Below are 26524 nucleotides of genomic sequence, written 5' to 3' on the forward strand. Positions count from 1 at the left end.
TCCTCCGCCCGCCGATACCATTCCGTACTCCTGATTTCATCCTCGGGATATAGAAACTCCCAATTGTTCAGCATGGTCGGATTGTCGCTGTAGAATCGGATATTCGATATTTCCTTGTACATCCGTATCGCCTGCTGCAAATCGGGATACTCCCTGTATGCCACGAACACGTCGTATACGCTTTCATATTGCCGGTTGGCCAGATTCCTCAGACGCTCGTCGTAGGACAAGCGGTAAGATAAATCATCCGCCACGTTGATGACTTCGGTCGACCGTTTCTTGACCCGGTCCACGTTCTGATAGGCTTGTTCCAAAGCATTGTCGAATGCAAATTTACGGAGCTCTCCCGTAAGGAATATCCCTACGATGGCTACCGGTACAAAGACCACGACCACAAATGACAATATCAATTTATTGCGGATTTTCATGTCATTCATAAGCTGAATGAAATTCGATAACATCGGACCGTCGACGCTCCTGTCCTTTAATCTTCGGCAAGCAAAAGTAAACGGTTACATTCCATCGTGGATAAGCCTGCCTCAGGCCTATTATATCAGCACAGCCTCCCTTTCAAGGCCAGCTAAAATATGGAAGAAGCCCGACTCCAGCACAAAGCTGGTCCGGGCTCATCTTCACTATGTTTTTACCCGCTTAACAGCAGGGGAAACCGAGTTTATCCTAGCTCAACGCTGAAGGCCATCGCTTGTTGACCGGCGTCCACTTGAATTTTCCCTTCCTGCAGGCTCACTCCCGAGCCCTCCACGGAGGAAACGTTTCCTGTGTCATACAGCTTCACCGAAAATGGCTTGCCGCTGCCTTCCACCGTAAAATTGATCCGGCTGCCTGCACGTACAGCCCGTACAACCAGCTCGCTCTCTCCGTTCATGTTGCGAACGATGGCGGAAGCCTCGCTGCCGTCTTCCAATGCATACAAGCCAAGCTCTACTCCGTCTGCATAGTCATATTCCGGAAGAGCGTCGCTCGCACCCAAAGCGAGGAACGAGTTGCCGCGTACGAACAACGGCAGTCCGAGGAAACCGTACGTTTCCTTGCGCCAGGTTCCGCCATCCACCGTTTCTCCGGTTAACAGATGCGTCCAGCGGCCCTTCGGCAGATAATACTTCACGTCGCCTTTCTCGCTGAATACCGGTGCAACGAGCAGGGAATCGCCCAGCATGTACTGACGATCCAGCATTTCAACGGCCGGATCCTCCGGGAATTCCAAGAACATGGCGCGCATGCTCGGCACGCCTTGCTCCGATGCCTGTACGGCGGTATGGAACAGATACGGCATCAGGCGGCTCTTCAGCTTCGTGAAGAAGCGCGTAACGTCTACGGCCTCTTCGTCGTAAGACCATGGCACCCGGTAAGAGCTGCTGCCATGGAGACGGCTGTGGCTGGACAGCAAGCCGAACGCCAGCCAGCGCTTGAACACATGGGCCGGAGCCGTATTTTCGAAGCCGCCGATGTCATGGCTCCAGAAACCGAAGCCCCCGAGACCTAGGGACAAGCCGCCGCGCAGGCTCTCCGCCATCGATTCATAATCCGCATAACAATCGCCGCCCCAGTGAACAGGGAACTGCTGTCCGCCGACGGTTGCGGAGCGTGCGAATACCGCCGCCTGATTCTTGCCGAATTTTTCGACCAGCACGTCAAAGACCACTTTGTTGTACAGCTGGGTGTAGTAGTTGTGCATTTTATGAGGATCGGAGCCGTCAAAATACACAACGTCCGTCGGAATCCGCTCGCCAAAGTCCGTTTTGAAGCTGTCCACGCCCATATCAGCCAGCTCGCGCAGGTACCCTGCGTACCATTCGCAAGCATCCGGATTCGTGAAGTCCACCAGCGCCATACCCGGCTGCCACAAATTCCACTGCCAAACATCGCCATTGGCTTTCTTCACGAGATAGCCCTTCTCACGGCCTTCCTCGAAGAGGCGCGAACGCTGCGCGATATACGGATTGATCCATACGCAGATTTTCAAGCCTTTTTCTTTCAGTCGCTTCAGCATGCCTTCAGGATCCGGGAATACCTCTTCATCCCATTGGAAATCCGTCCAGTTGAGGCCCTTCATCCAGAAGCAGTCAAAATGGAACACTTGCAGCGGAATGTCGCGCTCCAGCATACCGTCCACGAAGGAGTTTACGGTCGCTTCGTCATATTGCGTCGTAAAGGAGGTCGATAGCCACAATCCGAAGGTCCAAGCCGGCGGCAGCGCCGGTTTGCCTGTCAGGCTTGTATATTTGTCCAGAACGCCTTTCGGGTCGGGCCCGTCAATCACGAAATACTCCAGCGACTCGCCCGGCACGCTGAACTGAACCTTCTTCACTTTCTCTGAAGCTACTTCAAAGGATACGAGGTCCGGCTGGTTGACAAACACGCCGTAGCCTTTGTTGGTCACGTAGAACGGAATATTTTTATAGGCTTGCTCGGAGCTTGTGCCGCCATCCTGGTTCCAAATATCCACAACCTGGCCGTTCTTCACAAACGAAGTGAATCGCTCGCCAAGGCCGTACACCCACTCGCCCACGCCAAGATCGAGCTCTTCGCGCATGTAGGTCTGTCCGCCGTCCTCCACGATATGCGCCATGGATTTGGCTCTGCTGCCGGTGATGCGTTCTTCTCCTCTATAGAAGTGGACCGACCATTCCGGGCCTTTCTTGATCACGACGCTCAGATTGCCGCTCCGAAGAACAGCCTGTTGATCGTTCTCTTCGATGACCGTATGGTCACCCTCCTGTTTGTACAATTCGAATGCAGGTCCACGATCTCTTACGCCCGCATAGTGGACCAGCTTCACGCCGATGACGCCGGGTGCCGGGGAATGAAATTGCACGGTGATCAGCTGTGCATTGATGGTCGCTCCTCTGCCCGGAATCGGTGCCGTGGAAGCATAAGCCGTCAACGTATCTCCTTTTACCGCAAAATCATATGCCTGAACCGCTCCCGAAACGGAATATCCTTCCCGGATTAGCCAGTTGCCGTCTGTAAATTTCATCGTTACTTCCGCCCTTCTATATTTTTAAAATTGAACTTTCAGATGTAAGCGTTATACTATCATTATACTGATCCATTTTTACCTTTTCTAACAATATCCGATTGTTTTATAGCACAATTTTGACATCAGATAACAGTATTCAGGAACACTTCACATCCCAAGGAGGTACAGCATGGATCAATCCATCCGCCAGTCGTTAAAAGAAAGCACCATCCACGGGAATGAGCGTTTCCCATTCGGTGCCTATTGGTATCAATTTGCCCCCGGCGCCCATGTGGTAGACTCCCATTGGCATAAGGAAGCGGAGATTTTTTACGTGCTGGAAGGCGAGGTGCTGTTTCAGATCGATTCGGAATATATCCCCGTCCGTGCGGGCGAAGCGATATTTATCGATGGGGGAGATCTGCACACCGGCCACGCCCAGGGCAATGAAGGGTGCAGCTTCTGCGCCATGGTGTTCGATGTCGGCATGCTCGCCAGCAGCAGCTATGATCTTGTGCAGGAAGGGATGATCGTTCCCTTCCAGGAGCGGAGAGCCGCTTTTCCAAGACGGATGACAGCCGGGACCGATGGGCGCCTGCTTGAACATATAAAAGAAATGATGCTGCTGTCCAAGCACAAACCGGCTGGATATGAGGCTGCCATTAAGGGGCATCTGTTTCTCATGCTGTTTCAGGCCGCTTCCTCCGGCAGGCTTGCCAACCGCAGCCGGAGCGAAGCGGCGGACATGACGAGAACGGAACGCTTGAAGAAGGTCATTCTCTATATCCAGAGTCATTACCATCGACCTATCCGTCTGAGTGAGCTGGCTGACCTGATCCCGATGAGCGAAGGTCAATTTTGCCGCTTCTTCAAGTCCATGACCGGGCAAACGCCCGTCGACTATATGAATTCCTATCGCGTTCGCCAGGCGGCGGAGCTCCTTCGTTCGCCGGACAATAAAATATCCGACATCGCACTCGATGTCGGATTTGGACACATCAGTTATTTTGTTCGGGTATTCCGCAAAATCATGAACTGCACGCCTTCGGAATATCGGAAGAAATTATAATTTCGGCAGGCTTGGTATGACCTGATTGCAGTCCCCCTGAAGCGGCAGGGTCCGGCATACGTATTGGCCGGCGCTGTTTTCGTTCGCCGCGCCGGGCGGGGCTGGCTGATGAACCCGCTGTTTCCAGAGCTGCCACAGCATGAATCCATCATTCGCTCTTCCTTTGTTCTTGATGTAGTTTACCATCGTTTCTACATTATAATAAGCCGTCGCGATGTTATTCTGACCGTTCATCATATCGGCATCGTATACCGTACCCGGCGCGGCATTCAATTGCAGGACGGCCCCGCCGGACCCCTCCGGCGCAATCTGCATGCCCATATTGATGGGTCCGTTGTATATCGCCTTGTAGGATTCATAGCCTTCGCGCGGGTCGTAATAAATACCGCCGTCGTAGGACATCAGATTGATAAAGTCGATCTTGCTGCCATGATCCTTAACTACGCGGTACATGGTACCGCCAAAAGGAGAACCCCACTGGACCTTGCCTTCCTCAAACGGCGTTCCCTTCACGTAATAGGCGCCCGTGGACCAGCCGGCGATGGAAATCTGCAAATTCGCGTTCCTGGCATGGATTTCATTGTAGAGGCTCGTAATAATGCCTGCGATCTCGCCATCCTTGGTACAGCTGAACTGGGCAGCCGTTCCTTTGTTGCAGCTGCTGCCACTGGATTCCCAGTCAATGTCGACGCCGGCTGCGCCAAGATCCAGGGCCAAATCGACGATATTCTTGGCATTGAATCTGGACCACTGCGATCCTTGGCTGTATGACCAGCCTCCTACCGAGAGGAACGCTTTCGTTCCGCGGGCCCTCAGTGCGGCAATGTTGTTGCGCAGATCCTGTGACTGCTGGGGTGTAAATTTACGCTGCCCATTCGGCGTCGTGGCTCCTTCCACGAATTCCAAGCCCGCTACGGCTTGATCAAACGCATACGACCCTTGCGTATACGTGGTGTCCGGCCTTACGAATGCAAGATTGAGATGCGTGATGTAATTGGGAATGTTCGCAGCCGTCAAATCGTAGATACTGGTGTTCCAAGAGCTGGCGTAAGCGACGTACATCCGATCACCAGTCCCCGGAGGATCTACCGGCGGGTCTACTGGCGGATCCACCGGTGGATCTACCGGCGGTGTCCCTGGATTGCACGCTCCCAGGTCCTCCCATACTCCCCACTGTCCCGTCGTTCCGGGGATTTCACCCTGAGTCCACCATTTCGCTTTCCAGGCCTTACCCCCGTGGGATACGATATTGCCCCCGCCATATACGGCAGAACTGCTCCAAGCAGGCTCAGCGCAGACCTCGGCGGCTTGGACCTGGGACGTAGGAAAGACACTAAACACCAGTACGGCGATAAGTCCGAGAATCCATCCTTTCATCGTTCTGGACAGCCTTGTCATTCATTAAACAACTCCTTCTCCATGAGTATTCGGCTCATTAAAGCGTTTTCAAAGCTGGTGAAAGCTCCGTACCTTATACACCTCCAGACGCATTGGGATGAAATCGAGTGAAACACTTTAAGTGTAACTTGGTAATTTTTTGTACAACAAGGATAAGATTCACTAATTCAGGGGCAAAATCCTATACCTTGTCACAGCAGCGCATCTACGCAAAAAAAGCCGACACCCTGCGCATGATCGCATAAGTGGCAGCTATTGAAATGGAATGCCTGTTAACCCTTACTCCAATTTAGGGTATGATGATAGAAGCATGTTATTTTTCTATTTATGAGTCTCTTTGTGCAGCCTTGCAAACGGACATTTCGACAGAGACTCCTCGTTATCCCGCAGGAAATATTGCTTCCATTCATAATTGTCCTCCGCCCCGTAGAACTTCAAGTCCGGGTGCGGGGGGACTGGATCATATTCGGTCAACCGCTTGCGTATCAGCACCTTGGTATGTTCCGCTTGCCTAGCCCGGGCATTGAACTGCTTCAGGACCCAACGAGGCGTAAAAGCAAGCATCATGTAGGGGAAATACCTGCTCTGGCGAAGCTCATGTGCCGGCGTTCCGCAATACACGAAATAAGGCTCGCCTGCATAACAAAATTCCCACAGATGATCGTCTGGTTCCTCCGGCAGGTCCGCCGGCCAAGGCTCCGTATCGTATTCGGTGGTCCGGCTCAGCAGCTGCCAGAACAAACGCTCATAATACTCCACACCCTCGAGGTTATCTCGGCCATGCTCCGTATGGATCAATACGACAAGTGAAGTATACGGGCCAAAGCCCCTGGAGCCTAGCCCGAACTCTTGCAGCAGTGCGGCCAATTCCCCCGCCGCCTCCTGCGATTCGCCGCGGTTGATAAAACCGTATCTAAAATGATTCAGCGCATGTCCTTGCACTGCCGGAATACAGGGGAATTTGGCGGAACGATCCGTCATTTTCTCAGTCAGCTTAACGATCGCTTCCCGCTGCCATTCCTCCGGCAATCCATAGGCTGCATCCATATCGTCCAACCTCATTAAACCGCTCATCACCAGTCCTCCTCTTCTACAGCATATAAGAGTGGGTAAAAATAGGTGACTGTCACGGACGAAATGCACATGAATTTTGAAAAGCGTTTCCCAAAAGCTTGAACTTTCTGATATCTTAAGTAGAGAAGAAATTAAAATACCAGGCTTATGCCTTAATTACCATAGAGAGGATTCTTTCACATTATGTCTAAACCCCTGCTAACCGATAAGATTCAAACTGCCAAACCGGCCAAAAAACCGAGGCCTTCCGCTCCGCCCGTGCGCATCTTTGCGCTGGGGGGACTTGGCGAGATCGGAAAGAACATGTACGGCGTCGAATTCAAAAACGAGATCATTATCATCGATGCCGGGCTGAAATTCCCGGATGCCGAAATGAGCGGCGTCGATTACATTATTCCGGATATCCGTTACTTGCTCGATAATAAGCACAAAGTAAAGGGTATGTTCCTGACCCATGGCCATGAAGATCATATCGGGGCTATTCCTTACGTGCTTCGTCAAATTCAGATGCCGATTTATGGCGGAGCCCTGACCATCGGCCTGGTTCGTGCGAAGCTGGAAGAGCATCGCCTGCTGGATCAGAGTGATCTGCGCATATTCCATGAAGACGAGACGATTGCATTCCGTCATCTTTCCGTTCATTTTTTCAGAACCACCCACAGCATTCCGGATGCCTTCGGGGTCGTTGTCGAAACCCCGTACGGACCGATCGTACATACCGGGGACTTTAAATTTGATTTTACGCCGGAGGACAAGCCTGCCAATCTGCACAAAATTCTGCAGATCGGCGGGCGCGGCGTACTGGCCCTGATGGCGGACAGCACCAATAGCGAACGTGACGGGTTCACCCCTTCGGAGCGCACCGTCGGCGATTCCATTCTGCGCCTGTTCCATGAATGTCCCGGGCGGATCCTGTTTGCGACCTTTGCATCCAATGTTCATCGTCTGCAGCAGGTCGTCGAAGCCGCCATTCGAACCGGCCGCAAAATCGCTATCGTCGGCCGCAGCATGGAAAAGGTGTTTGTGATCGGCCAAGAGCTTGGTTATATTCGCGTGCCGGACGGCATGATGATTGATGTCAAAGCCGTTAACCGCTATCGCGACGACCAGGTGCTGATTATTTGCACGGGCAGCCAGGGCGAACCCAATGCGGCGCTGACGCGCATCGCTTCGGGTGCCCATCGTTCGATTCAGATTCATCCCGAGGACACCGTCATTTTCTCGTCATCGCCGATTCCCGGGAACACCCAGAACGTTAACCGCAGCATTGATCTCTTAATGCGTGCCGGGGCCGAAGTTAAATACGGCTCCATTCTCGATATCCATACCTCGGGCCACGGCTGCCGCGAAGATTTGAAGCTCATGATCAGCAGCTTGCGTCCCAAATACTTCGTGCCGATTCACGGAGAATACCGGATGATGCTCAATCATCGTCATCTTGCCGTGCAGGTCGGGGTTCCCGACAGCAACGTCTACTTGATGAACATCGGCAACACGCTGTCCCTTTTCCGCAATTATGCGCGTAAGGGCCGGAACATCCCTTCGGGTGACGTCTATATTAACAATGGTGAACTTCGCACCCATGAGAAGGAGCTGCTTGAGGAACGCGTGCAGCTCGCACACGATGGCGTGGTGATCGTCGCGATTACCATCAACCGGGAAACGCGCAAGCTGCTCTCCGGACCGGAGCTGATTACCCGCGGGTTCGTGTATATGCAGGACTCCAAACCGCTTCTGCGCCGGGCCGAAGCAATGCTGCGCAAACAGCTGAACAAAGCCGGCGAACAGCGGGAATACAACCGTGCTGCCTGGGAGCAGATGACCAACAACACGCTCAACCGCTATTTCAAGCGGGAGCTGGGCAGAAGCCCGTACATTATGCCTTCCATTATGGAGGTATAACGCTTCGATCTCGCTGACGCTTGACGTTGTACACTAAAATAAGGGTGGACCCAAAGTGATTGAACCTTGGGATCCACCCTTTTTTATCATATCAGAAAGCATGAATTTCGAAGCCTGACGCCCTTCCTGTAAATCAAGTCCATGAAGCATGGGCCTGCTTTAGTCTGCAAGCTCCAGGCCTTTCGTTTCCTTGCCAAGCACCAGTACCCCCAGAGCCCCGATCAGGATGGTTACGAAAAACATGACGAAAATGATTTCGATGCGGGTCCCATTCTGCTTCAGCACGCCGACCAGCAGCGGCGCGATCACGCCACCGATCCGACCGAACGATGTGGCAAGCCCGACTCCCGTGGAACGAACCTTTGTCGGATAAAGCTCCGGACTATACGCATACAAGCCTCCCCATGCTCCCAGATTGAAGAAGGACAAGGATATGCCTGCCGCGAGCAGCGAGCCTTCCGTATTGGCGTAGCCAAACCAGATTGCGCTCAGCGCCGTAAGCACCAAATAAGTAACCAGCACGAATTTACGTCCGAACTTCTCGATAAAATACGCCGCCGTAAAATACCCCGGCAATTGAGCAAGCGTCATAATCAGAACGTACTGGAAGCTTCGAACCAAGCTGAATCCTTTATCGACCATAACGGTGGGAAGCCACAGGAACATCCCGTAATATGAAAATACGACCGTAAACCACAGCACCCACAGCATAATACTCGTACGCCGATGTTCGACCGACCAGACTGAGGCCACACGCTGCCCGAAGGTCAGCTTCCGGACGGTCTTGGCCTTCTGCTCGATATACCTTGGCGAATCCTCGATGGCTCGCCGCAGGTAGAGTGCATAGAACGCGGGCAGAGCCCCGATGACAAAGGCTGTCCGCCAACCGTAATCCGGAATGACGAAGTAAGCAATAAGCGCGGATAGTATCCAGCCTGCCGCCCAAAAGCTTTCCAGCAGCACCACCGCTCTCCCCCGTTCATGAACGGGCATGCTTTCGGATACCAGCGTCGAAGCTACCGGAAGCTCTCCGCCAAGTCCGAAGCCGGCGATAAAGCGCATCAAGCACAGCATGACAAAACCGGTAGCCAGAGCGGAAAGACCGCTCGCTATCGAGAATATGAGCAGTGTCCACAGCAGAATATTTTTCCGTCCATATTTATCCGCCAGAAATCCGGCCATGGCCGCGCCGAATACCATTCCGATCGATGTGGTGCTTGTCAGAATGCCGACCTGCTGCGAGCTTAGCGACCATTCCGCTGCCAATGCCGCAACAACAAACGAAATCATGCCGACATCCATCGCATCGAACATCCAGCTGGCACCCGCACTGAACAGCAGCTTGCGTCGTTTAGGCTCTTTTAACAATTGCATATTGCCCATATGAACCGCCCCCTCTCCTATATCTTTCTATAATGTAGAGCGAACCATACGTCCGGTCAAGCTAGATTATGCTGAGCGGCAACATGACCGTTATGGTCGTTCCCTCCTGAAGCTTGCTGGTCACATGCACCTGCCCCCTGTGATCCTCGATCATTTTTTTGCTGATCATGAACCCTAAGCCGTTGCCTTTCTCCTTCGTTGTGAAGAACGGTTCCCCGAGACGGGAAAGGATCGATTCCGGGATTCCGCATCCGTTATCCGTGAAATGAATCGCCACAGTCTGGTCGCTGCCTCTCTCCAGCCGTATGGTCAACTTGCCGCCGTCCGGCATCGACTCCACCGCATTTTTTATAAAATTTATGAAGACCTGCTTCAGATGATTCACATCACCGTCTACATTGGCCTCTTGCTCTCCAAAATCGGTTATGATCTCTACGTTATGTATAATCGCCTGCGTATTTAATAGCGTAATCACTTGATCCAGCAGCTGCCGGATATCGGCACGCTCGAATTTCACGCTTTGCGGCTTCGCCAAGAACAGAAGCTCACTTACGATCAGTTCGATCCTTTCAATCTCCGAAGAGATGATATCGAAGTATTCATCCTTCCGTCCGGCGCCGGAGCGAATCAGCTGCACGAATCCTTTGATGGACGTCATCGGATTACGGATTTCATGGGCGATTCCTGCGGCAAGCTGCCCGGCCATGGACAGCTTGTCGGACTGGATCAGCCGCTTCTCTTCCTGATCGGCCGCTCTCTTCATGTCGGTGATATCCGTCAAATGCGCCACATAGCCCAGCGCCCTTCCCTCTCTGCTGCGGGCTGTGCTTAGCCTACACGATACCCACCTGATATCCCCCTGTTTATGTATCAATCTCTTTTCCATTTGCAAGGAAGAGATCCGGCCCGTTTTAAAGTTTTCCATCATTTCCCTGTCCTTATTTACGTCCTCCGGATAAACCCAATCGTTATAGGGATGATGCAGACATTCTTCCTCCTCATATCCGAGCATTCTGCAAGCGGCCGGATTGATTCGGATAATGCTCCCCTCTGAATCGATGAATACCGTTCCAATCGGCGCAACTTCTATCGCCTGAACCATAAAATCATAGCTGAGACATTCACTATTCATCATCGTTTGGAGATCCTCCTGTCTTTCATTGTTCAATTCGGTTTTACCTAATTTCTAGATATGGGATTGCTTCTCCTTTAGCCTATATGGAATATAAATAAAACGATCCAAAGGATAATTCGGACATGAAGCGAATATATTGGATATGAGGTTTCTAATATTTGGTGTCTATCCCAGCGCTATTCTAGTGAAATTGAGAGAAAATGGTTTTTTTTGACTTGAACGCTATGGCTTTTTCGTTTATTGTGAAAGAAAGCAAGTCATTTACAATTGCTAGTCGTTAGGATCGTTAACAAAGGAGTTTGCGAGTATGTACACGGAACAAGATATTTGGATTGTGCTTACAGGCACGGGCACCTGGTTCAGCAGAATGATCCAATATTTCACGAAGGCCCCACTTAACCATGCATCCATTGCGTTTGATTCCGAGTTACGCGAAGTGTACAGCTTTGGGCGAAAGAAGGCGAACAATCCGTTTGACGGCGGTTTGGTTCGCGAGAACCTGCGCGACCCTTTCTTCTACACTTCGGAGTGCGCGGTATACCGCTTCCGCGTCAGTAATGAAGACTATCAACGCATGCACAATCTTGTCAAAGAGATGATGCGTGATCAGGACCGCTACAAATATAATCTGCTAGGGCTGCTGGGTATATTGTTTCGGATTCATATTGATCGTGATGATGCTTTCTTCTGCTCCCACTTTGTCGCGACGGTGCTGGAGCAAGCAGGCCTGCGGCCTGTGAACAAGCCTTGTCATCTTGTAACGCCGGAAGATTTCTCCCACTCCCCCCAGTTGAATGAAGTCTATCGCGGGCCTCTCCATGGTTATCTTGCTCAAGACATGCCAGCCCCGTTGTCCCCGTCGCCGACATTTGTTCCTGTGACCACGAAAGGCCGAGGCAAGTTCTTCAGAATCGGAAAAACGGGTTAATACCGAAAATTTGTAGCTATGATATAAATATGTTTCCCTGATACCTTGGAAAAAAGCAGCCGGGCTCGCACCCGGCTGCTTTTTTTAAATAAGTTTTTTGGGGTCCCCGCAAAGTATTTGGAATAAGCATCGAAGCATAGGCTCCACTTTGTGGGGTTATTTTATATGTTCCTCGCGGGGATTAACCTCCGACGTCATTCTCTAGCGTTAGGCCGATGGAGTCTGATCCGACGCCTGCTCCAGAACCGCCTGCTCCACCACGACGGGACCGGATTCAGCCAGTTTTTGCTGCTCCATTTTCTTACGCTTACGTTTGCGGTTAAAGTACACGCCGATCAACAGAAGCGGAACGGCGATGAGCGCAATATATAACGATACATCCTTAACCATGCCCTCCGCGGCGTTACCGTACAGATAGAACAGGGTACCCACCACATAAAACTTGGTAGCCCGGCCCAGCGCGGCATAGGCCAACAGTCTCCATAGCGGGAATTTCAAACATCCCGATAGAATCGTAAACACTTTAAAGGGAACCGGCGTAAAGGAGCCGATCAGTATGGCGGCTTCGCCGTTTTTTTGAAACATGTTCGTTGCAGCGTCAATCCACTCTTTTTTCAGTATCTTGTATAATACCGACTTCCCAAGCAGCTTTCCGATCAAATAGCCCAGCGGCGTCCCCAGCAAGCATCCGATAAAACCATACGTTGCAAGCCACAGTGCATTCTGCGGATGCATGATGCTAAGCGAAACCTGCAGAAAAAAGGCGGGAACCGGAAAAATGACAGCATCCGCAAACGAATGAATAAACAATCCCCATGGACCAAACTTCATTAAAAAATCCAAAATGTCCTGAAACATGTCTCAACCCCTAAACATTTTCTTCCTGTTTCTATCAGACCCTTTATAAAGTATAGCACATAATTATACTGGAAAGGACCTAAGCCGCTCTATCCCTGCCGAAAAAACGCGCAGAACGAAGCATGCCTTTGCACCTATATACTATATGCAGCAGGTTCGACTAACAACAAAAAAACCTTTCTTCTAGGAAGAAAGGTTTTCGGTCGCTCCTCGCAAGCGGAATTCCATGCATGAATAAGCTTGCAAAGAAATGCATCTTGTTTAATTTGCAGATAAACTGCGGTGTGCGGAATGCCTTGTCGGACCTACGAATTCATTCAGCGGGAAGCCGTTCGAAATCGCCTGGGTAATGAAGGCTTTGGCTTGCTGTACCGACTCGCGAACGCTCAAGCCCTTGGCAAGATTGGCCGTGATGGAAGCGGATGATGTGCAGCCCGCACCGTGGGTGTACTTGGTAACGATGGCGTCGGCCTCGAACCATTCGAAGCTGTTTCCGTCATAGAGCAGATCCATGGCTTTGCCTTCTCGGATTTTGCCTCTGTCTTTAATCAGCACGTTCTTTGCGCCGCGCTCGTGAATGATGGCGGCAGCCTCCTGCATTTGATCCAGGGACGTGATCGGACCGGATTTGGCCAACTGGGACGCCTCGAACAGATTTGGCGTTACCAAATCGGCGCGCGGGAGAAGGAATTCCAGCATCGCTTCCGTATTTTCGGGCTGCAGCACTTCATCCGTGCCTTTGCAGACCATCACCGGATCGATGACGATCCGTTTCAGATCATAGCGGTCGATATACTGGGAAACGAGCTCGATGATCTCTACGGATCCGAGCATGCCAGTCTTCATGGCATCGATGCCGATGCCCTCAAGCACGGTTTTCAACTGCGTTTCAACGATATCCAATGCTACCGGGAAAACCTGGTGATCCCATGTTTTTGGTTCCATGCAGACAATCGTGGTCAGTGCGGTCATTCCGTATACGTCAAATTCCTGAAAGGTTTTCAGATCGGCCTGGATGCCAGCGCCGCCGCTTGTATCCGAGCCGGCTACGGTTAATGCTTTTCGTATCGTCATGTTCCATGTTCCCTTCGCTTGTAAAATGATTACTCTATTATAAGAAAAACTGAGATTGGCGTCTATTCGTAGATGTCGAATCCTTCATTAGCGGTTGTTTTTCTTGCGAGATCAAGTCGATTGAGCTTCGGTGCTTTTTCTTCCTGATCTCTAAAGAAAAACTGGGATTGACGTCTATTCGTAGATGTCGAATCCACTGATGTTGAATTTTGCATTGTCAGCGCATCACTCCGCCTGCGGATTGTTCTTCCGATCGCTGTTGCCCCCAAATTTCCTTTGAACCACGATATCTATCGTTGGAATTCGGGTGCAAAGGCGACCACTTCCGTTTCTACAGAACAATTCCGCCTGCTCCGTTGGAGTCTTTTTTGTAAACCCTTAAAGAGACCAATTCAATTTAGCGTTATTCGCTGATGTTGAATTTTGCTTGATCACGCACCACTCCGCCTGCGGATTGTTCTTCCGATCGCTGTTGCCCCCAAATTTCCTTTGAACCACGATATCTATCGTTGGAATCCGGGGGCAAAGGCGACCACTCCGTTTCTACAGAACAATTCCGCCTGCTTTGCTCGGAGTCCTTTGTGTAGGCTCACACTATGGAGTTGCCACTTATTGTTCCGTCAGGATCACCGGGCCATCCTTCGTGATGGCAAGCGTATGTTCATACTGCGCGGACCATTTCCCGTCCACGGTTCTGGCGGTCCATCCGTCCGAATCGATCTTGCATTGATATGTTCCCAGGTTCAGCATCGGTTCGATGGTGATGACCATGCCCTCTTTAAGGCGAGTCCCGCGGTGGGGTGGCCCGTAATGCGGTACCTGCGGCTCCTCATGCATATTTTCGCCGATGGCGTGCCCCACGAAGTGACGGACAACCGATAAATTCTGCGCTTCCGCATAAGATTGAATCGCATGGGAAATATCGCCGATCCGGTTGCCGATCACCGCTTGCTCAATTCCGAGGTACAGAGCTTTCTTCGTCACGTCCAGCAGATGCTGCGCTTCCTCGGAGACGTTTCCGACCGGATAGGACCAAGCCGAGTCGGCGAGCCAACCATCATACTTCACTACCATATCAATGGTAACGATATCCCCGTCCTTCAGCGGCTCATGGCTCGGAAAACCATGGCAGATCACGTCATTGACCGATGCGCAGGTCGCAAAAGGATAACCATGATACCCCTTCTGCTCCGGCGTCGCGCCGCGCTCCGCCAGGAACCGTTCGACAAACTGATCAATCTCCAGCGTCGTTACGCCCGGCTTGATCATGTTGGCGATCTGTCGGTGGCATTCGGCGAGAATATCGCCGGCTTTATTCATCTTGGCGATTTGTTCTTGTGTTTTGAGGATTATCAATCCTGCTCACTCCTTTTCATGGCTGTTATCTCCTACTCAAATCAAAAAGCCTTAGCTGACCGAAGGAGCTTAGGACAGGCATCTGCGTCCTCCTCACTCCCCGGCCAATAAGGCTGATTCACAATCACAAGGTGTATCTGTTTTCTTGTCTTGTATCCAAAAAAAGAAAAGCTGATAGCGCCCCACATGATCTTATTCTACTCTTAAGCCAAGGTAACCTCAATGATTTCCGTTAGGAATTTCTGCCTTTTGGTCAAATGCGGACAGGTACGGATGCCGCAGCATAACCGTTTTGCATTCTCGGAGGCATCTTTAACTCGGCGGTAACCCAGAAAGTCATATGACTCTCAATGACCAGGAACAGAATCAGGGCGGGCAGCATTTTATCCAATTTTAAGCTTCATTTATGCAATGACAATCGTTTCTCCTCATATCTATATATTTAAAGGTTGCGCAGAAACGATAATTTTACACGCGAGATCACGATTCCTTTCTTTTTCTATGTTCATTATATCAAAAGGGCCCGTTGCTTTAGCTTTCCACTTGTTTCCGTTCCTTCTGGGTCATATCGCTCTTCTCCTTGGACAAGAACCAGCCGAGGACCGCGATCAGGATCAATACGCCCCAGAATATGAGCTTCCAGCCGGCACTCTTGGGAAACGTCTTCTCTAATACAGCGATATCCGGGTGCGCGAGCGTATAGACGGCCAGCTTGATTCCTACCCATCCCACGATCAGGAATGCAGCCGTTTCCAAGCCGGGCCTTCTTACGAGCAGCCTGCCGAAATACGATGCCGCGAACCGCATGATCACCAAGCCGATAATTCCGCCTGCCAGGATAACCAGGAATTGTCCGCCGTCCATGCCCCCGATATTCGGAAGGCCGGTTTCGGGCAGCGTCAAGGCAAGGGCTACGGCGGCCAAAATCGCATCAACCGCAAACGCAATATCCGCAAGCTCTACCTTTAACACGGTAACCCAGAATTTTTCTTGCTTTATTTCCGCTTCCTTCAGATGTTTCTTCTTCTTTACAAAGAACTGCTTCACCATATGATTGATACTGATATACAGCAGGTAGAAGGCTCCAATCGCCTGTACGTACCAGACATCCGCCAGAAAAGAGATAATGAAGAGGGATGCGAAACGGAACACAAACGCACCGGCCAATCCGTAAAATAACGCCTTCTTCCTTTTGTCCTCCGGCAAATGCTTAACCATGATGGACATCACCAGGGCATTATCGGCTGCGAGAATCCCCTCGAGTCCAATCAACACCAGCAGCACCCACCCATATTCGAGCAACAGTCCCATTTCCAAACGCAATCTCTCCTTCATGAATAGGATGATCCGATTTACGTTTTAAAGGCGTATAAAACAAAAAACCTTTATCCCGAAAATCGGCGATAAAGGTATCTACCCAGAAATAGGCTGTAGGAATAAGCACCTTTACCGAATCGGCAAAGGTCTCGCAAACAACTTTCGTTGCCAACAAAGCCGGAGACACGTTCGTGTCACGAATTGACGACTTTGCTGCGACTGCTACTCCCCTTTACTTGAATACATGAATTATAGCATGGCCGCTTACCACCGCCAATAGACTTTCAAAAATTTTACATTCACTTTACATTTCTATTTTTCTTCCTCCAAAAATAAAGCCATAGTCCAGCTGCCAGCAGCACTGCGACAGCTCCCCACAGGAAAGGCCTCTGCATAAATGTCTGATCTGCAGCCTCACCTTCACTTGGAAGCATTCCCTCAGCAAGCGTATCAGACCCCGTTTCGCCCGGTGGAGGCGCAGCTTTCGGAGGATATCCGGCCCCTAGCTCGGATAGCTCCTTGCCGGCGGTGGTGAGCGGCTTCGTTCCGTCACAAAGCCCTGTTGTCAGCCGTCCCGACTCCGCGGACGCGAACACCAGATATTCGCTGCCTACGGCAAACTGGTCATAACCGCAGCTGGCCGATGACATGGCCGTGGTAAGCTCCGTTACGGGGTTCAGCTCGCCTTTCCATATTTCCGTTACCTCTAACGTAACATGAACCGGATCTGCCGAGGACATGACCAGCTTCCGCGTCGGGCCCGCGATCTGAGTCACCTTGCCTGCGAATATCGCTGCGCTCCGTTCCAAGCTTTCCGCAACCTCAGGCGGTCCGGCACATGAGCAAGCAAAGACGTCGGATGGTTTTATCGTATACAGGCTGACGAGCAAGAGCAAACAGCTAAGCATGATTATAACCTTGGATTTTCTCATCATAGGTCACCTCAATCCTTAGACGGCCTTTCCCCCTAAAATGTTCCAGCCCTATCCGTAAATGCGCCGATCCACTCCAAAAATACGCGATACGGCCATTTCTGCTGCCGATCTAAAGAAGTACCCAATCAAGACAAGAAGCTGCTATCGTCATAAACTATTTACTGGCAATGATCAGATAGTGGCGATCCGTGGGATACCGGATTCCGTCAACCTGAAGCCCTGCTTGCTCCAACAAAGCTTTCAACACCTGCGGGTCAACCCGGTTCGGCTTCGGAACCCGCTTCTCGGACGGGTCCTCCTGCCATTCCAGACACAAGCAGCGCCCGCCTGGCCGCATCACTCTAGCGATTTGGGAGATAGACTCCTCCAACCGATCGGTGATGTGAAGAATCAAGGAGGCGATGACTCGATCTACGGTTTCATCCTGGAAGGGAAGCTGTTCCAACACGCCTTCCAGCACCTTCACATTCGTGATTCCTTGTTCCTGTGCACGCCCGCGCATCATGTCGAGCATGGCTGGCTCGGTATCCAGCGCGTAAACGGTGCCTGTCGTTAATGAGGCTGCCGGTATGGAAAAATAGCCGGTGCCCGCCCCGATATCCAGCACGTCCACCTCGCCATTCACCTGAAGCATCTTAAGCAGTGAAGAAGCCGGCAGCTCTTTTTTCCTTTCCGGACTTTCCAATCGCTCGATGAGTGACGGATCAAAACTCTCTTTCATGTTATCGCTCTCCTCCTCGATGAATCGCATTTCATGACATGTTCCAATATGTATTTATCAGACTGTGATAAGGAATTCTCCCTGTGGGTCTACCATACCGTTGATCGGGAACGATGTAAACCGGTTCGTTGGTCTTTAACGATTACGGCCGATCCCCTCCGCTTGGCATGTCTTAGGGAGCCTCTTGATTCTACGCGAACTGTACGAAAGATCCATGCAAGAGATTGGAATAGGATCTGCGGCCATAATAAGGAGTTGAACCAGGAAAAGGGCATTTCCCTGATCATGATGACCATGGAAATGCCCCGATTCGTTACTCGCCCTTATCCTCAATCCATACCTGCCCTGCCAGAAAATCGGCAAGATGAACGGCCTCGATGCCGCGTTGTTTCCCGGCACGCTCGATGCCCCACTTCATCTGCAGCAGGCAGCCCGGATTCGAGGTCACGATGACCTCGGCCCCTGTTGCCTCCACATGCTCCATCTTATGATCGAGCAGCGTCGTCGACATATCTGTCTGGGTCAGATTGTAAATGCCTGCGGACCCGCAGCAAACCTCTGCTCCCTGAAGCTCGCACATGTCTACGCCCGGAAGCTGCTGCATCAGCTGGCGAGGCTCTCCTTGCACCCGCATGACATTGCGCAGATGGCAAGAATCCTGGTAGGTGACCTTGACGGTCTTATTCGCGCTTTCCGCTTGAATTGGCGTAAGCGGCCGTCCCGGGCTGCTCAGCAGCTCCGAGATGTCCTTTACCTGTTCTGCGAAACGAACGGCCGCTTGCTGAAGCCGCTCATCCTGTTCGGCATGCATCAGATGATCGTATTCCTTCAGCAGGGCGCCGCAGCCCCCCGCATTGCTTGCAATGTAATCCACGTTCGCTTCCCCAAAAGCCCATATATTCTGGCCGGCCAGCTGTTTGGCATCGTCCATTTCACCGGCATGGGCATGCAGCGCACCGCAGCATACCTGCTCCTCCGGAATGACAATCTCGAACCCGGCCTGGCGCAGCAGCCGCACGGTGTTCACGTTCGTAGAAGCAAACATGACATCCATAATGCAGCCCCGGAACATGCCGACCCGGCCGACCTTTGCGCCTGACGCGGGGATCACCATAAGCTTGGAACCGCTCCCTGTCCTCTCGCGGCGGTAGGGTAAGCCGGCCTTGCTCCACAGCTCTTCCAGACCATCGCCCGTTACGTCAGGCAGCGCCTTTTCCAGCTGCTGAAGATGGTCGGGAAACAGCTTCATGGCCCCGGAGCTGCGCGCAAATTTCTGCAGCCCGGATTTCTGATAGAACGAAAGCGTCTTGCCGATCAGCTTCAGTCTTCCGCGATGCGGGAAAATCCCTTGCAGGAACGTCTTGCGGACGACTCGTACCGGCAGCGAATAAGGCTTCTCCGCCGCAATGGCCGCCCGGGTCTGCTCGATCAATTGGCCGTATTTCACGTCGGACGGACATGCCGGCTCGCATGCCCTGCACCCCAGACAGAGATCCATTTGGCTCCGAAAGCTCTCATCCGGTTCCATCAAACCATCGACAACCGCCTTCATGAGGGCGATCCGCCCGCGTGGGGAGGCAGCCTCGAGCCCGGTTTCGATGAATGTCGGACATGCGGTCTGACAGAACCCGCAGCGCATACAGTTCGTCAATTGATCCTCGTCCAGCGTTAGCTTCAGCGATTGTGCAAGCTTCTCATGGGTTGAATTCATGCGCGATCGCCTCCTCTCACGATGTTTCGATCTTCCGATCCTGATCCTGATTCTGATCCTGATCCGAAGCTGAGTCCCGCCCTGCTTGCTCTGTCCGCTCTTGGAATACGATGCGCTTTCGAGTTTCCGCAAACAGCTTGCCCGGATTCATGATCTGGTGCGGATCGATTGCATCCTTGATGGATTTCATCATCCGGATGCCGGCTTCGCCCACCTTCCATTCCAGGTAAGGCGCCTTCACGATACCGACGCCATGCTCGCCGGTAATCGTGCCGCCCATGGCAATCGCCGCCTCAAAGATTTCGGCGAATGCCTCTTCCACGCGATGAATTTCTTCCGGGTCGCGGGCATCCGTCATCGCGGTCGGATGCAGATTGCCGTCCCCGGCATGGCCAAACGTGCAGATCTGCACATCGTATTTCTGGGCAATGCGCTGAACTTCAAGCACCATGTCGGCAATCTTCGAACGCGGAACCGTTGCGTCCTCCAAGATCGTGGTCGGCCGCAGACGGGACAGCGCAGCGAGCGCGCTCCGTCTCGCCTCCATCACCTTCGCCCCTTCTTCCGGGGTCTTGGCGATATTCAGCTGCACCGCGCCGGAAGCAAGACATATCTCCTCCAGCTTCTTCAGATCCCGCTCCACATCCTCCACGCTGCCGTCCTGCTCGATCGCCAGCATCGCTTTGGCGTGAACCGGGAGCCCGATTTTGGCAAAATCCTCAACCACCTGAAGCGTCGGCTGATCCATGAACTCCAAGGTGCACGGGAATATATGATTGGCTATAATGTTGGATACCGTTCGAGCCGCCGCTTGAAGGTCATCATATACGGCGACCATGGCCTTTCTGTATGAAGGCTTCGGAATTAACTTCACCGTGGCTTCCGTCAGTATGGCTAACGTTCCGCCCGATCCCACCAATAACCGGGTCAAATCATACCCGGCGGCATCCTTCACCAGCTTGCCGCCCGTGCGCAGGATACTGCCGTCCGGCAATACGGCCTCCAGGCCGAGTACGTAATCCTTGGTCGTTCCATACTTCAATCCGCGCAGCCCGCCGGCTCCCAAGGCAATATTGCCGCCCATCGTGCAGATGATCATGCTGCTCGGATCCGGAGGATAGAACAGCCCCGTCCGCTCGACCGCCAGATGAAACTGCTTTGTATTCAGACCCGTCTGGAAGGTCGCGGTTAGATTATCCGCATCGATCTCCAGCAGCTTGTTCATACGGGTCATAACCACGATCAGACCGCCCTGAAGCGGAATGGTGCCGCCGCACAGATTGCTGCCCGCTCCCCGCGTAATAACGGGTATCCGGTGCTTCGAGCAAATTTTGACGATGTCGGAGACCTCCTGCGTGCTTCCAGGAAAGATAACCCCGTCCGGCATCGCCTGATACAGCGGTGTAGCATCATAACTGTATGAGACGAGACTTTCCGGATCATCCTTGAACCACTTCCCGCCAACCACGGCGGCCAGCTGCTCGCGAATGACAGATTCCAGCATGTTGTTTCTCCCCCTCCCTTATGCGGGTTTGACTACTAAAGATAATCACTATGCTTACCATCCAATCGCTGCCTAGCATTATCTATGTGCCATCGCTTGGCACTTCCGTTCGCTGGCTTTAATGAATGGTCTATGGCAGCGCCAGCTTTCCCATAACGGTCGGCCTGTGCGCACCGGTTGCCGCTGGCAAATTGTTAGGAACGCCGAGCATGAAGTCATTGCCCAGCAGCGCAAAAATCACGGCTTCCTTGGCATCGTCATCGAAGCCCAGCGCCTTGGAGGTCATGACCTTCTGTTCCGGCAACAGCTCCCCTAACATCGAGAGCAGCGTCTTGTTATGGGCCCCTCCACCGGTTACGATCACCTCATCCATTCTGTGGTGAGGAAACACATAGTTCACATAGCTATCGGCAATGGAATGTGCGGTAAACGCCGTCGCCGTGGCCAGCGTATCCTCATCCGAGAGGCTCCTGAGCCTGGCTTGCTCCAGAAACGAAACCGCGTAATTGTGGCCAAACAGTTCCCTACCCGTTGATTTCGGCGGCTCTGCTTGAAAATAGGGATGCGCCATCATCTCCCTTAATAAGACCTGATCCGGGTTCCCCCGGGCAGCCCATGTGCCGCCTTCATCATAGGATAATCGCCCTTCGGTCAGCATATGGGCCACCGCATCCATGATCATATTGCCGGGTCCGGTATCAAAGGCAAGCACATCCGAAGGATCCGCCCCTGCGGGCAGCGCCGTGCAATTGCCGATCCCGCCGATGTTCTGCAGCAGCCTCCCCCGCTCCGGATGCCGAAACAGGATCAAGTCTCCGTAAGGCGCAAACGGTGCCCCTTGACCCCCAACCGCCATATCCGCGGGCCGGAAGTCTCCTACCGTAAGTTTGCCGGTGTGCTTGGCGATAACGGAAATATCGCCGATCTGCAAAGTCGAAGCGACGGAATACGGATCTCCTTGCTCCGGTACGGGCTGATGCCAAATCGTTTGTCCATGGGAGCTTACCAAATCCACTTCATCTATGCGCATGCCGGCATCGGCAACCGCTTCCAGGACTGCTGCTCCAAACTGATACCCCAAGTATGCATTCATGCTGCAGACAGCAGCGCTGTTCGAATTCTCCTCACTGCACAAATCGCGCAGCCGCTGCCGGAGCTCCGGTTCGTAAGGCTTGCTATAATAATGCAGCAGCTCAACCGATGCCTCGAAGCCGCTTCCCTGTATGCGGACGATGGCCGCATCGATGCCGTCCAGCGAAGTACCGGACATCAGGCCGACCACAATGACCGGCCCGCCCTCTTTCCATGGCGAGAACATCATATTTTACGCCTCCCCGTACAGCAGATACGGAGCCCGCATCGTTCTCCACTGCTCCGCATCCTTGCCCCACTCCGCAACCAGACGCTGGAGTCCCGCTTCTTCGTGGATGTGCCGGCGGACGTCCTCGCTTCCCGTCAGCAAATCAATGAAGTACCGGCTTCGTCCTTCCGGCGGGCTAAGCCACTGGAACTGATCCGGGTACAACCGGCTGACAAGATGCAGCAGCACAAGCCCTGTGCGCACAGCCTCTACTTCTGCCGGACGGGTCACAAACAGCATGACCCCGCTGCAGCCTTCGCCCTGATGCTTCGAGAAGGTCGGGGTCATGTACATGGAATGGGCATGGACGCCGGGCAGTCCGTATGCGTTGAACGCCTGGGCCAGCTCCTCCCCATTGACCCATGGAGCGCCGATCCATTCAAACGGCCGGGTCGTCCCGCGGCCCTCCGAAAGATTGGTCCCTTCGAAGAAACAGGTCCCGCTGTACAGCCGCACCGTATCCATCGTAGGAATGTTCGGCGACGGCAGCACCCACGGCAAGCCCGTGTCGTTATATTCCATGCCGCGCGTCCAGCCTTCAAGTCCGATGACATCCAGATCGCAGCCGGTTCCCCGCATGTCATTGGCCATCCGCGCGAATTCGCCGATGGTCATTCCGGTGCGGATCGGAATGTGCCATCCGCCCACCATGGATTCATACCCCGGCTTAAGGAAACCTCCTTCGCAGCGCTCGCCGCCCAGCGGATTCGGCCGATCCAGGACAAGCAGGCTCTTGCCATGTTCGGCGCATGCCTCCATAACATACAGCAGCGTCGTCATATACGTATAAAAGCGCACGCCAAGATCTTGAATGTCGAAGATGACGGTGTCTACGTTCTTCAGCATGTCAGCATCCGGCTTGCGCCGCGAACCGTACAGACTGTACACCGGCACGCCGAATACCGGATCCACTTCGTCATCCACGTGCTTGCCTGCCTGCAGCTGGCCGCGCAGCCCGTGCTCACAGGCGAACAAAGCCGTCAGTTCCGACTCGGACAAGCTTGCAATTACCTCGATAGATGAACGAAAATCCGACGTGAGCCCCGTCGGATTCGTAATGACGCCAAGGCGACGACCCGTGATTTTCTCGTGCTTGATGCCTGGCAGCACATCAATGCCGCTTCGCACATTGACTTTTATCATATGCTCACACCTCTCGCTTCGGAGGTTACCACACCGTCTTCCACCGGCTTGGCCTCTTCCGGATTCAGTACATTATACGTAACCTTATGCTGGTATATGGCCCACATGCCATTAAATAAGAATCCAAAGCCAACAACCGTGACGAGCAGCGGAATGGCGACGCAGAAGGCTTGGAAGCATGCGCCCAGCGTATAGGCCGGAAACTTCAGGAACAGCTTGACGCTATGCGCCATGGCTTTAAAGATGCCCATCCCTTCCTGAATGACAAGCTGAAAGGTGTAGAATTGGGAGATGAGCGCCATGATGACAAAATAGGTTTGGAACACGCCGATCGCAAGGTAGCCGATTCCTTCTTTTCCCCCGTAATACCACCAGGTGGACCATAGGATCAATATCATCACGACGAAGAAAAAGCCCATTATAACGGAGGGTCCGAGCCCTTTCAGCGCACCTTGAAACACGTCCTTCAGCCTGGACTTGCCCCGCTCCGTCTTGCGGTGATAGGCATAACAAACACCATAAAAGAGCGGCATATACAGAACCGGCAGCAGCACCAGCGCTGCCCACAGCGGAACGAACATGACCACCGTCACGAGCACCAGCGAGGTAATCATGCTGTACAAGGCCACCGCCGTAATCTCACGGTAAATCTCAACCCCGGTCTTCTTTAACACATCATTCAGCTTGCGCATAGCTTTCCTCTCCTCTTCGTCGTTGTTTACCAATCGATACGCTGCTCCGTCTCAGGATCGAAGAAATGCACTTTATCGAAATTAAAAATGAAGGTTTTGTCCATGCCCGGATAACCCGTCGTTTCCGGATGAACCTTCGCGGTCACGGTCCGGTTACCTACGCGGAAGTACACCAGATTCTCCGAGCCGAGATGTTCAACGACCTGGACCTTCGTGGAATACTTGTAATTCAGATTGGTTGTGCCCGGCATATCCTCGCCGGTGATATGCTCGGGACGAATCCCCAGAATCAGATGCCTGTTGTCGTATTTGCTTAGGGCACCGGCCATCGAATCCGGAATGGTGAATGTCCCGCCTTCCATCCGGAGAACATTTCCTTCCTTCTGCACGTCGATGAAGTTCATCGGCGGGGATCCGATAAAGCCGGCCACGAACATATTCTGCGGATTCGCATACAGCTCGGTCGGTGAGGCGATCTGCTGGATAATGCCGTTATTCATTACAACGATCCGCTCACCGAGCGTCATCGCTTCAACCTGATCATGCGTAACGTATACGATGGTAGCTTCCAGACGCTTGTGCAGCTCGGACAGCTCTACCCGCATTTGCACGCGAAGCTTCGCATCCAGGTTCGACAGCGGCTCGTCAAACAGGAACACCTGCGGGTCGCGCACGATCGCCCGCCCTACCGCAACGCGCTGACGCTGTCCGCCGGACAGCTCGCGCGGCTTCCGGTCGATCATCGACTCCAGGCCGAGAATGGAGGCTGCCTGCGATACCTTTTGCTCAATGTAGGCCTTGGGCTTCTTCAGGTTCTTCAAACCGAAGGAGAGGTTCTCGCGGATCGTCATATGCGGATACAGCGCATAATCCTGGAACACCATCGCGATGTCGCGGTCTTTCGGATGCAGATTGTTGACCACCCGGTCGCCGATGATGATGTCGCCGGACGTTTGACGTTCAAGTCCCGCAATCATGCGCAGCGAGGTGGTTTTGCCACAGCCGGACGGACCGACGAATACCACGAACTCTTTATCATTGATCACAAAGTCCGACCCCGCTACAGCGGTAAACGTCCCTTTGTTGTCGTCTACAAATTCTTTTCGTATATTTCGGAATTCTACGCGTGCCATAACTTTGCCTCCTTCTAGCCTTTAACGGCTCCAATGGTGATGCCTTGCAGGAAATAGCGCTGAAGCGAGAAGAACAGGATCATCATCGGCAGTGCCGCGACGGTTGCTCCAGCCATAAGTGCGCCGAAATCGGTCGTGTCCGCATAGACGAAGGAAGCAAGACCGACCTGAATCGTTCTCATTTCCGTCGAGTTGGTCACGAGGAAGGGCCAGAAGAAATCATTCCATGATGCAACGAACGTGAATATCGCAAGCACGGCAAGACCCGGCTTTGCCATCGGAAGAATGACCTTCCAGAAGATGCCGAATTCGCCGCAAGCATCGATGCGCGCCGCATGTATCAAAGAGGTAGGCAGCGATGACATGTACTGCTTCATCAAGAAAATGTTGCCCACGCTTACGATTCCGGGAAGAAGAATCGCCGTGTATGTATTCCCGAGATCAAATACGTCGATCATCAAAATGTATAGCGGAATCAGCGTCACCTGCGCCGGGATCATCATCGTGCTGAGCAAAATCCAGAATACCGCTTTGTTCCCCGGAAACTTCAGCTTCGCAAAAGCATACCCTGCGAGCGAAGCCAGGAATACGTTGGTCACCGTCAGGATGGATGAGATCAATAAGGAGTTAAAGAGCCACCTCATGACGTCGGTTTTGCCAAAAAAACGCTCGTACGGGGCTACGGAGAATACCTCCGGTATCATTTTCGGGATAAACGATGCCGCTGACTTGGTGTCCTGCACAGAGCCGATCAGCATCCAGTACATCGGAATGATCGTCAGAACGCTCCATACCACCAGAATGACCGAGGCCACAATCAGCATGATCACTTTTGATCTTGATTTCATAGG

Annotated in this window: 21 protein-coding genes and 1 pseudogene; 3 read left to right on the forward strand and 19 right to left on the reverse strand. The window is 52.7% G+C overall.

All coding sequences use genetic code 11. The features are described 5' to 3' along the window. Both HMPREF9412_RS04360 and yicI read right to left on the reverse strand, forming a co-directional pair. Window positions 1–461 (reverse strand): annotated as a pseudogene (locus HMPREF9412_RS04360) (two-component sensor histidine kinase); the annotation flags it as partial. 212 nt (window positions 462–673) lie between these two features. Then, the gene (gene yicI, locus HMPREF9412_RS04365; RefSeq protein ID WP_009590123.1) at window positions 674–2998 is read right to left on the reverse strand and encodes an alpha-xylosidase; all 2325 of its coding nucleotides are present in this window, start codon (window positions 2996–2998) and stop codon (window positions 674–676) included. 172 nt (window positions 2999–3170) lie between these two features. Here yicI and HMPREF9412_RS04370 point away from each other — a divergent pair, with 172 nt between their 5' ends. Beyond that, window positions 3171–4049, forward strand: a complete 879-nt coding sequence (locus HMPREF9412_RS04370) for a helix-turn-helix transcriptional regulator (protein ID WP_009590133.1) — start codon at window positions 3171–3173, stop codon at window positions 4047–4049. Here HMPREF9412_RS04370 and HMPREF9412_RS04375 read toward each other — a convergent pair. Further along, window positions 4044–5447, reverse strand: coding sequence for a glycosyl hydrolase family 18 protein (locus HMPREF9412_RS04375; RefSeq protein WP_036671248.1), 1404 nt, complete (start codon window positions 5445–5447; stop codon window positions 4044–4046). The two genes, HMPREF9412_RS04370 and HMPREF9412_RS04375, sit on opposite strands and share 6 nt — an antisense overlap. 321 nt (window positions 5448–5768) lie before the next feature. Further along, entirely contained in the window at window positions 5769–6521 is a 753-nt protein-coding gene (locus HMPREF9412_RS04380; protein WP_009590129.1) for a YqcI/YcgG family protein, read from the reverse strand. A gap of 183 nt (window positions 6522–6704) precedes the next feature. Here HMPREF9412_RS04380 and rnjA point away from each other — a divergent pair, with 183 nt between their 5' ends. Next, entirely contained in the window at window positions 6705–8423 is a 1719-nt protein-coding gene (gene rnjA / locus HMPREF9412_RS04385; protein WP_009590112.1) for a ribonuclease J1, read from the forward strand. A 159-nt stretch (window positions 8424–8582) separates the two neighbouring features. On the opposite strand, the gene HMPREF9412_RS04390 is transcribed toward rnjA, so the two are convergent. Further along, window positions 8583–9806, reverse strand: coding sequence for an MFS transporter (locus tag HMPREF9412_RS04390; protein ID WP_009590119.1), 1224 nt, complete (start codon window positions 9804–9806; stop codon window positions 8583–8585). Between the two features lie 61 nt (window positions 9807–9867). Next, the gene (locus tag HMPREF9412_RS04395; RefSeq protein ID WP_009590134.1) at window positions 9868–10941 is read right to left on the reverse strand and encodes an ATP-binding protein; all 1074 of its coding nucleotides are present in this window, start codon (window positions 10939–10941) and stop codon (window positions 9868–9870) included. A gap of 307 nt (window positions 10942–11248) precedes the next feature. On the opposite strand from HMPREF9412_RS04395, the gene HMPREF9412_RS04400 reads away from it, so the two are divergent. Further along, window positions 11249–11869, forward strand: coding sequence for a hypothetical protein (locus HMPREF9412_RS04400; RefSeq protein ID WP_009590113.1), 621 nt, complete (start codon window positions 11249–11251; stop codon window positions 11867–11869). 207 nt (window positions 11870–12076) lie between these two features. Here the strand turns inward: HMPREF9412_RS04400 and HMPREF9412_RS04405 are convergent, their stop codons facing one another. The 13 genes from HMPREF9412_RS04405 to HMPREF9412_RS04465 form a co-directional block, all read right to left on the reverse strand. Continuing rightward, the gene (locus tag HMPREF9412_RS04405) at window positions 12077–12727 is read right to left on the reverse strand and encodes a YqaA family protein (protein ID WP_009590138.1); all 651 of its coding nucleotides are present in this window, start codon (window positions 12725–12727) and stop codon (window positions 12077–12079) included. Window positions 12728–12988: 261 nt separating this feature from the next. Continuing rightward, window positions 12989–13801, reverse strand: coding sequence for a pyridoxine/pyridoxal/pyridoxamine kinase (gene pdxK, locus HMPREF9412_RS04410; RefSeq protein WP_009590124.1), 813 nt, complete (start codon window positions 13799–13801; stop codon window positions 12989–12991). Between the two features lie 609 nt (window positions 13802–14410). Continuing rightward, a complete protein-coding gene (gene map, locus HMPREF9412_RS04415) occupies window positions 14411–15157 on the reverse strand; it encodes a type I methionyl aminopeptidase (RefSeq protein WP_009590116.1) in 747 nt (248 codons plus the stop codon). Window positions 15158–15688: 531 nt separating this feature from the next. Beyond that, window positions 15689–16474 (reverse strand): TerC family protein, encoded by a 786-nt coding sequence (locus tag HMPREF9412_RS04420; RefSeq protein WP_009590125.1) that lies wholly within the window; start codon window positions 16472–16474, stop codon window positions 15689–15691. 299 nt (window positions 16475–16773) lie between these two features. After that, complete coding sequence (locus HMPREF9412_RS04425) at window positions 16774–17409, reverse strand: hypothetical protein (protein WP_009590117.1); 636 nt, start codon at window positions 17407–17409, stop codon at window positions 16774–16776. Between the two features lie 154 nt (window positions 17410–17563). Next, entirely contained in the window at window positions 17564–18130 is a 567-nt protein-coding gene (locus HMPREF9412_RS04430) for a class I SAM-dependent methyltransferase (protein ID WP_009590121.1), read from the reverse strand. Window positions 18131–18443: 313 nt separating this feature from the next. Then, on the reverse strand, window positions 18444–19841 hold the full coding sequence (locus tag HMPREF9412_RS04435) for a (Fe-S)-binding protein (RefSeq protein ID WP_009590137.1): 1398 nt from the start codon (window positions 19839–19841) through the stop codon (window positions 18444–18446). Window positions 19842–19857: 16 nt separating this feature from the next. Next, window positions 19858–21345: an FAD-linked oxidase C-terminal domain-containing protein gene (locus tag HMPREF9412_RS04440; protein ID WP_009590122.1), complete on the reverse strand. Its 1488-nt coding sequence runs from the start codon at window positions 21343–21345 to the stop codon at window positions 19858–19860. A gap of 130 nt (window positions 21346–21475) precedes the next feature. Next, on the reverse strand, window positions 21476–22666 hold the full coding sequence (locus HMPREF9412_RS04445; protein ID WP_009590132.1) for an anhydro-N-acetylmuramic acid kinase: 1191 nt from the start codon (window positions 22664–22666) through the stop codon (window positions 21476–21478). Between the two features lie 3 nt (window positions 22667–22669). Further along, on the reverse strand, window positions 22670–23848 hold the full coding sequence (locus HMPREF9412_RS04450; protein WP_009590131.1) for a DUF1343 domain-containing protein: 1179 nt from the start codon (window positions 23846–23848) through the stop codon (window positions 22670–22672). Then, window positions 23845–24540 carry a hypothetical protein gene (locus HMPREF9412_RS04455; RefSeq protein ID WP_009590130.1) on the reverse strand — a complete coding sequence of 232 codons (696 nt, stop codon included), beginning with the start codon at window positions 24538–24540 and terminating at the stop codon, window positions 23845–23847. The genes HMPREF9412_RS04450 and HMPREF9412_RS04455 overlap by 4 nt, the downstream gene beginning before the upstream one ends. A 26-nt stretch (window positions 24541–24566) precedes the next feature. Beyond that, entirely contained in the window at window positions 24567–25673 is a 1107-nt protein-coding gene (locus HMPREF9412_RS04460) for an ABC transporter ATP-binding protein (RefSeq protein WP_009590136.1), read from the reverse strand. A gap of 14 nt (window positions 25674–25687) precedes the next feature. After that, window positions 25688–26521, reverse strand: a complete 834-nt coding sequence (locus HMPREF9412_RS04465) for a carbohydrate ABC transporter permease (protein WP_009590118.1) — start codon at window positions 26519–26521, stop codon at window positions 25688–25690. Window positions 26522–26524 lie beyond the last annotated feature (3 nt).

Origin of the sequence: Paenibacillus sp. HGF5 (assembly GCF_000204455.1) — a bacterium.
Classification (GTDB): Bacteria; Bacillota; Bacilli; order Paenibacillales; family Paenibacillaceae; genus Paenibacillus_AQ; species Paenibacillus_AQ lautus_A.

Bases quoted from the DNA above. Each gene is read 5' to 3' on its own strand.
- HMPREF9412_RS04395 (WP_009590134.1), bottom strand. From the start codon at position 10,941: ATGATGAATAGTGAATGTCTCAGCTATGATTTTATGGTTCAGGCGATA.
- HMPREF9412_RS04370 (WP_009590133.1), top strand. From the start codon at position 3,171: ATGGATCAATCCATCCGCCAGTCGTTAAAAGAAAGCACCATCCACGGG.
- HMPREF9412_RS04460 (WP_009590136.1), bottom strand. From the start codon at position 25,673: ATGGCACGCGTAGAATTCCGAAATATACGAAAAGAATTTGTAGACGAC.
- HMPREF9412_RS04380 (WP_009590129.1), bottom strand. From the start codon at position 6,521: ATGAGCGGTTTAATGAGGTTGGACGATATGGATGCAGCCTATGGATTG.
- yicI (WP_009590123.1), bottom strand. From the start codon at position 2,998: ATGAAATTTACAGACGGCAACTGGCTAATCCGGGAAGGATATTCCGTT.
- HMPREF9412_RS04450 (WP_009590131.1), bottom strand. From the start codon at position 23,848: ATGATAAAAGTCAATGTGCGAAGCGGCATTGATGTGCTGCCAGGCATC.
- HMPREF9412_RS04465 (WP_009590118.1), bottom strand. From the start codon at position 26,521: ATGAAATCAAGATCAAAAGTGATCATGCTGATTGTGGCCTCGGTCATT.
- HMPREF9412_RS04400 (WP_009590113.1), top strand. From the start codon at position 11,249: ATGTACACGGAACAAGATATTTGGATTGTGCTTACAGGCACGGGCACC.
- HMPREF9412_RS04445 (WP_009590132.1), bottom strand. From the start codon at position 22,666: ATGATGTTCTCGCCATGGAAAGAGGGCGGGCCGGTCATTGTGGTCGGC.
- HMPREF9412_RS04375 (WP_036671248.1), bottom strand. From the start codon at position 5,447: ATGACAAGGCTGTCCAGAACGATGAAAGGATGGATTCTCGGACTTATC.
- HMPREF9412_RS04430 (WP_009590121.1), bottom strand. From the start codon at position 18,130: ATGAAAGAGAGTTTTGATCCGTCACTCATCGAGCGATTGGAAAGTCCG.
- pdxK (WP_009590124.1), bottom strand. From the start codon at position 13,801: ATGACGATACGAAAAGCATTAACCGTAGCCGGCTCGGATACAAGCGGC.
- HMPREF9412_RS04455 (WP_009590130.1), bottom strand. From the start codon at position 24,540: ATGCGCAAGCTGAATGATGTGTTAAAGAAGACCGGGGTTGAGATTTAC.
- HMPREF9412_RS04440 (WP_009590122.1), bottom strand. From the start codon at position 21,345: ATGCTGGAATCTGTCATTCGCGAGCAGCTGGCCGCCGTGGTTGGCGGG.
- HMPREF9412_RS04405 (WP_009590138.1), bottom strand. From the start codon at position 12,727: ATGTTTCAGGACATTTTGGATTTTTTAATGAAGTTTGGTCCATGGGGA.
- HMPREF9412_RS04435 (WP_009590137.1), bottom strand. From the start codon at position 19,841: ATGAATTCAACCCATGAGAAGCTTGCACAATCGCTGAAGCTAACGCTG.
- rnjA (WP_009590112.1), top strand. From the start codon at position 6,705: ATGTCTAAACCCCTGCTAACCGATAAGATTCAAACTGCCAAACCGGCC.
- HMPREF9412_RS04390 (WP_009590119.1), bottom strand. From the start codon at position 9,806: ATGGGCAATATGCAATTGTTAAAAGAGCCTAAACGACGCAAGCTGCTG.
- HMPREF9412_RS04425 (WP_009590117.1), bottom strand. From the start codon at position 17,409: ATGATGAGAAAATCCAAGGTTATAATCATGCTTAGCTGTTTGCTCTTG.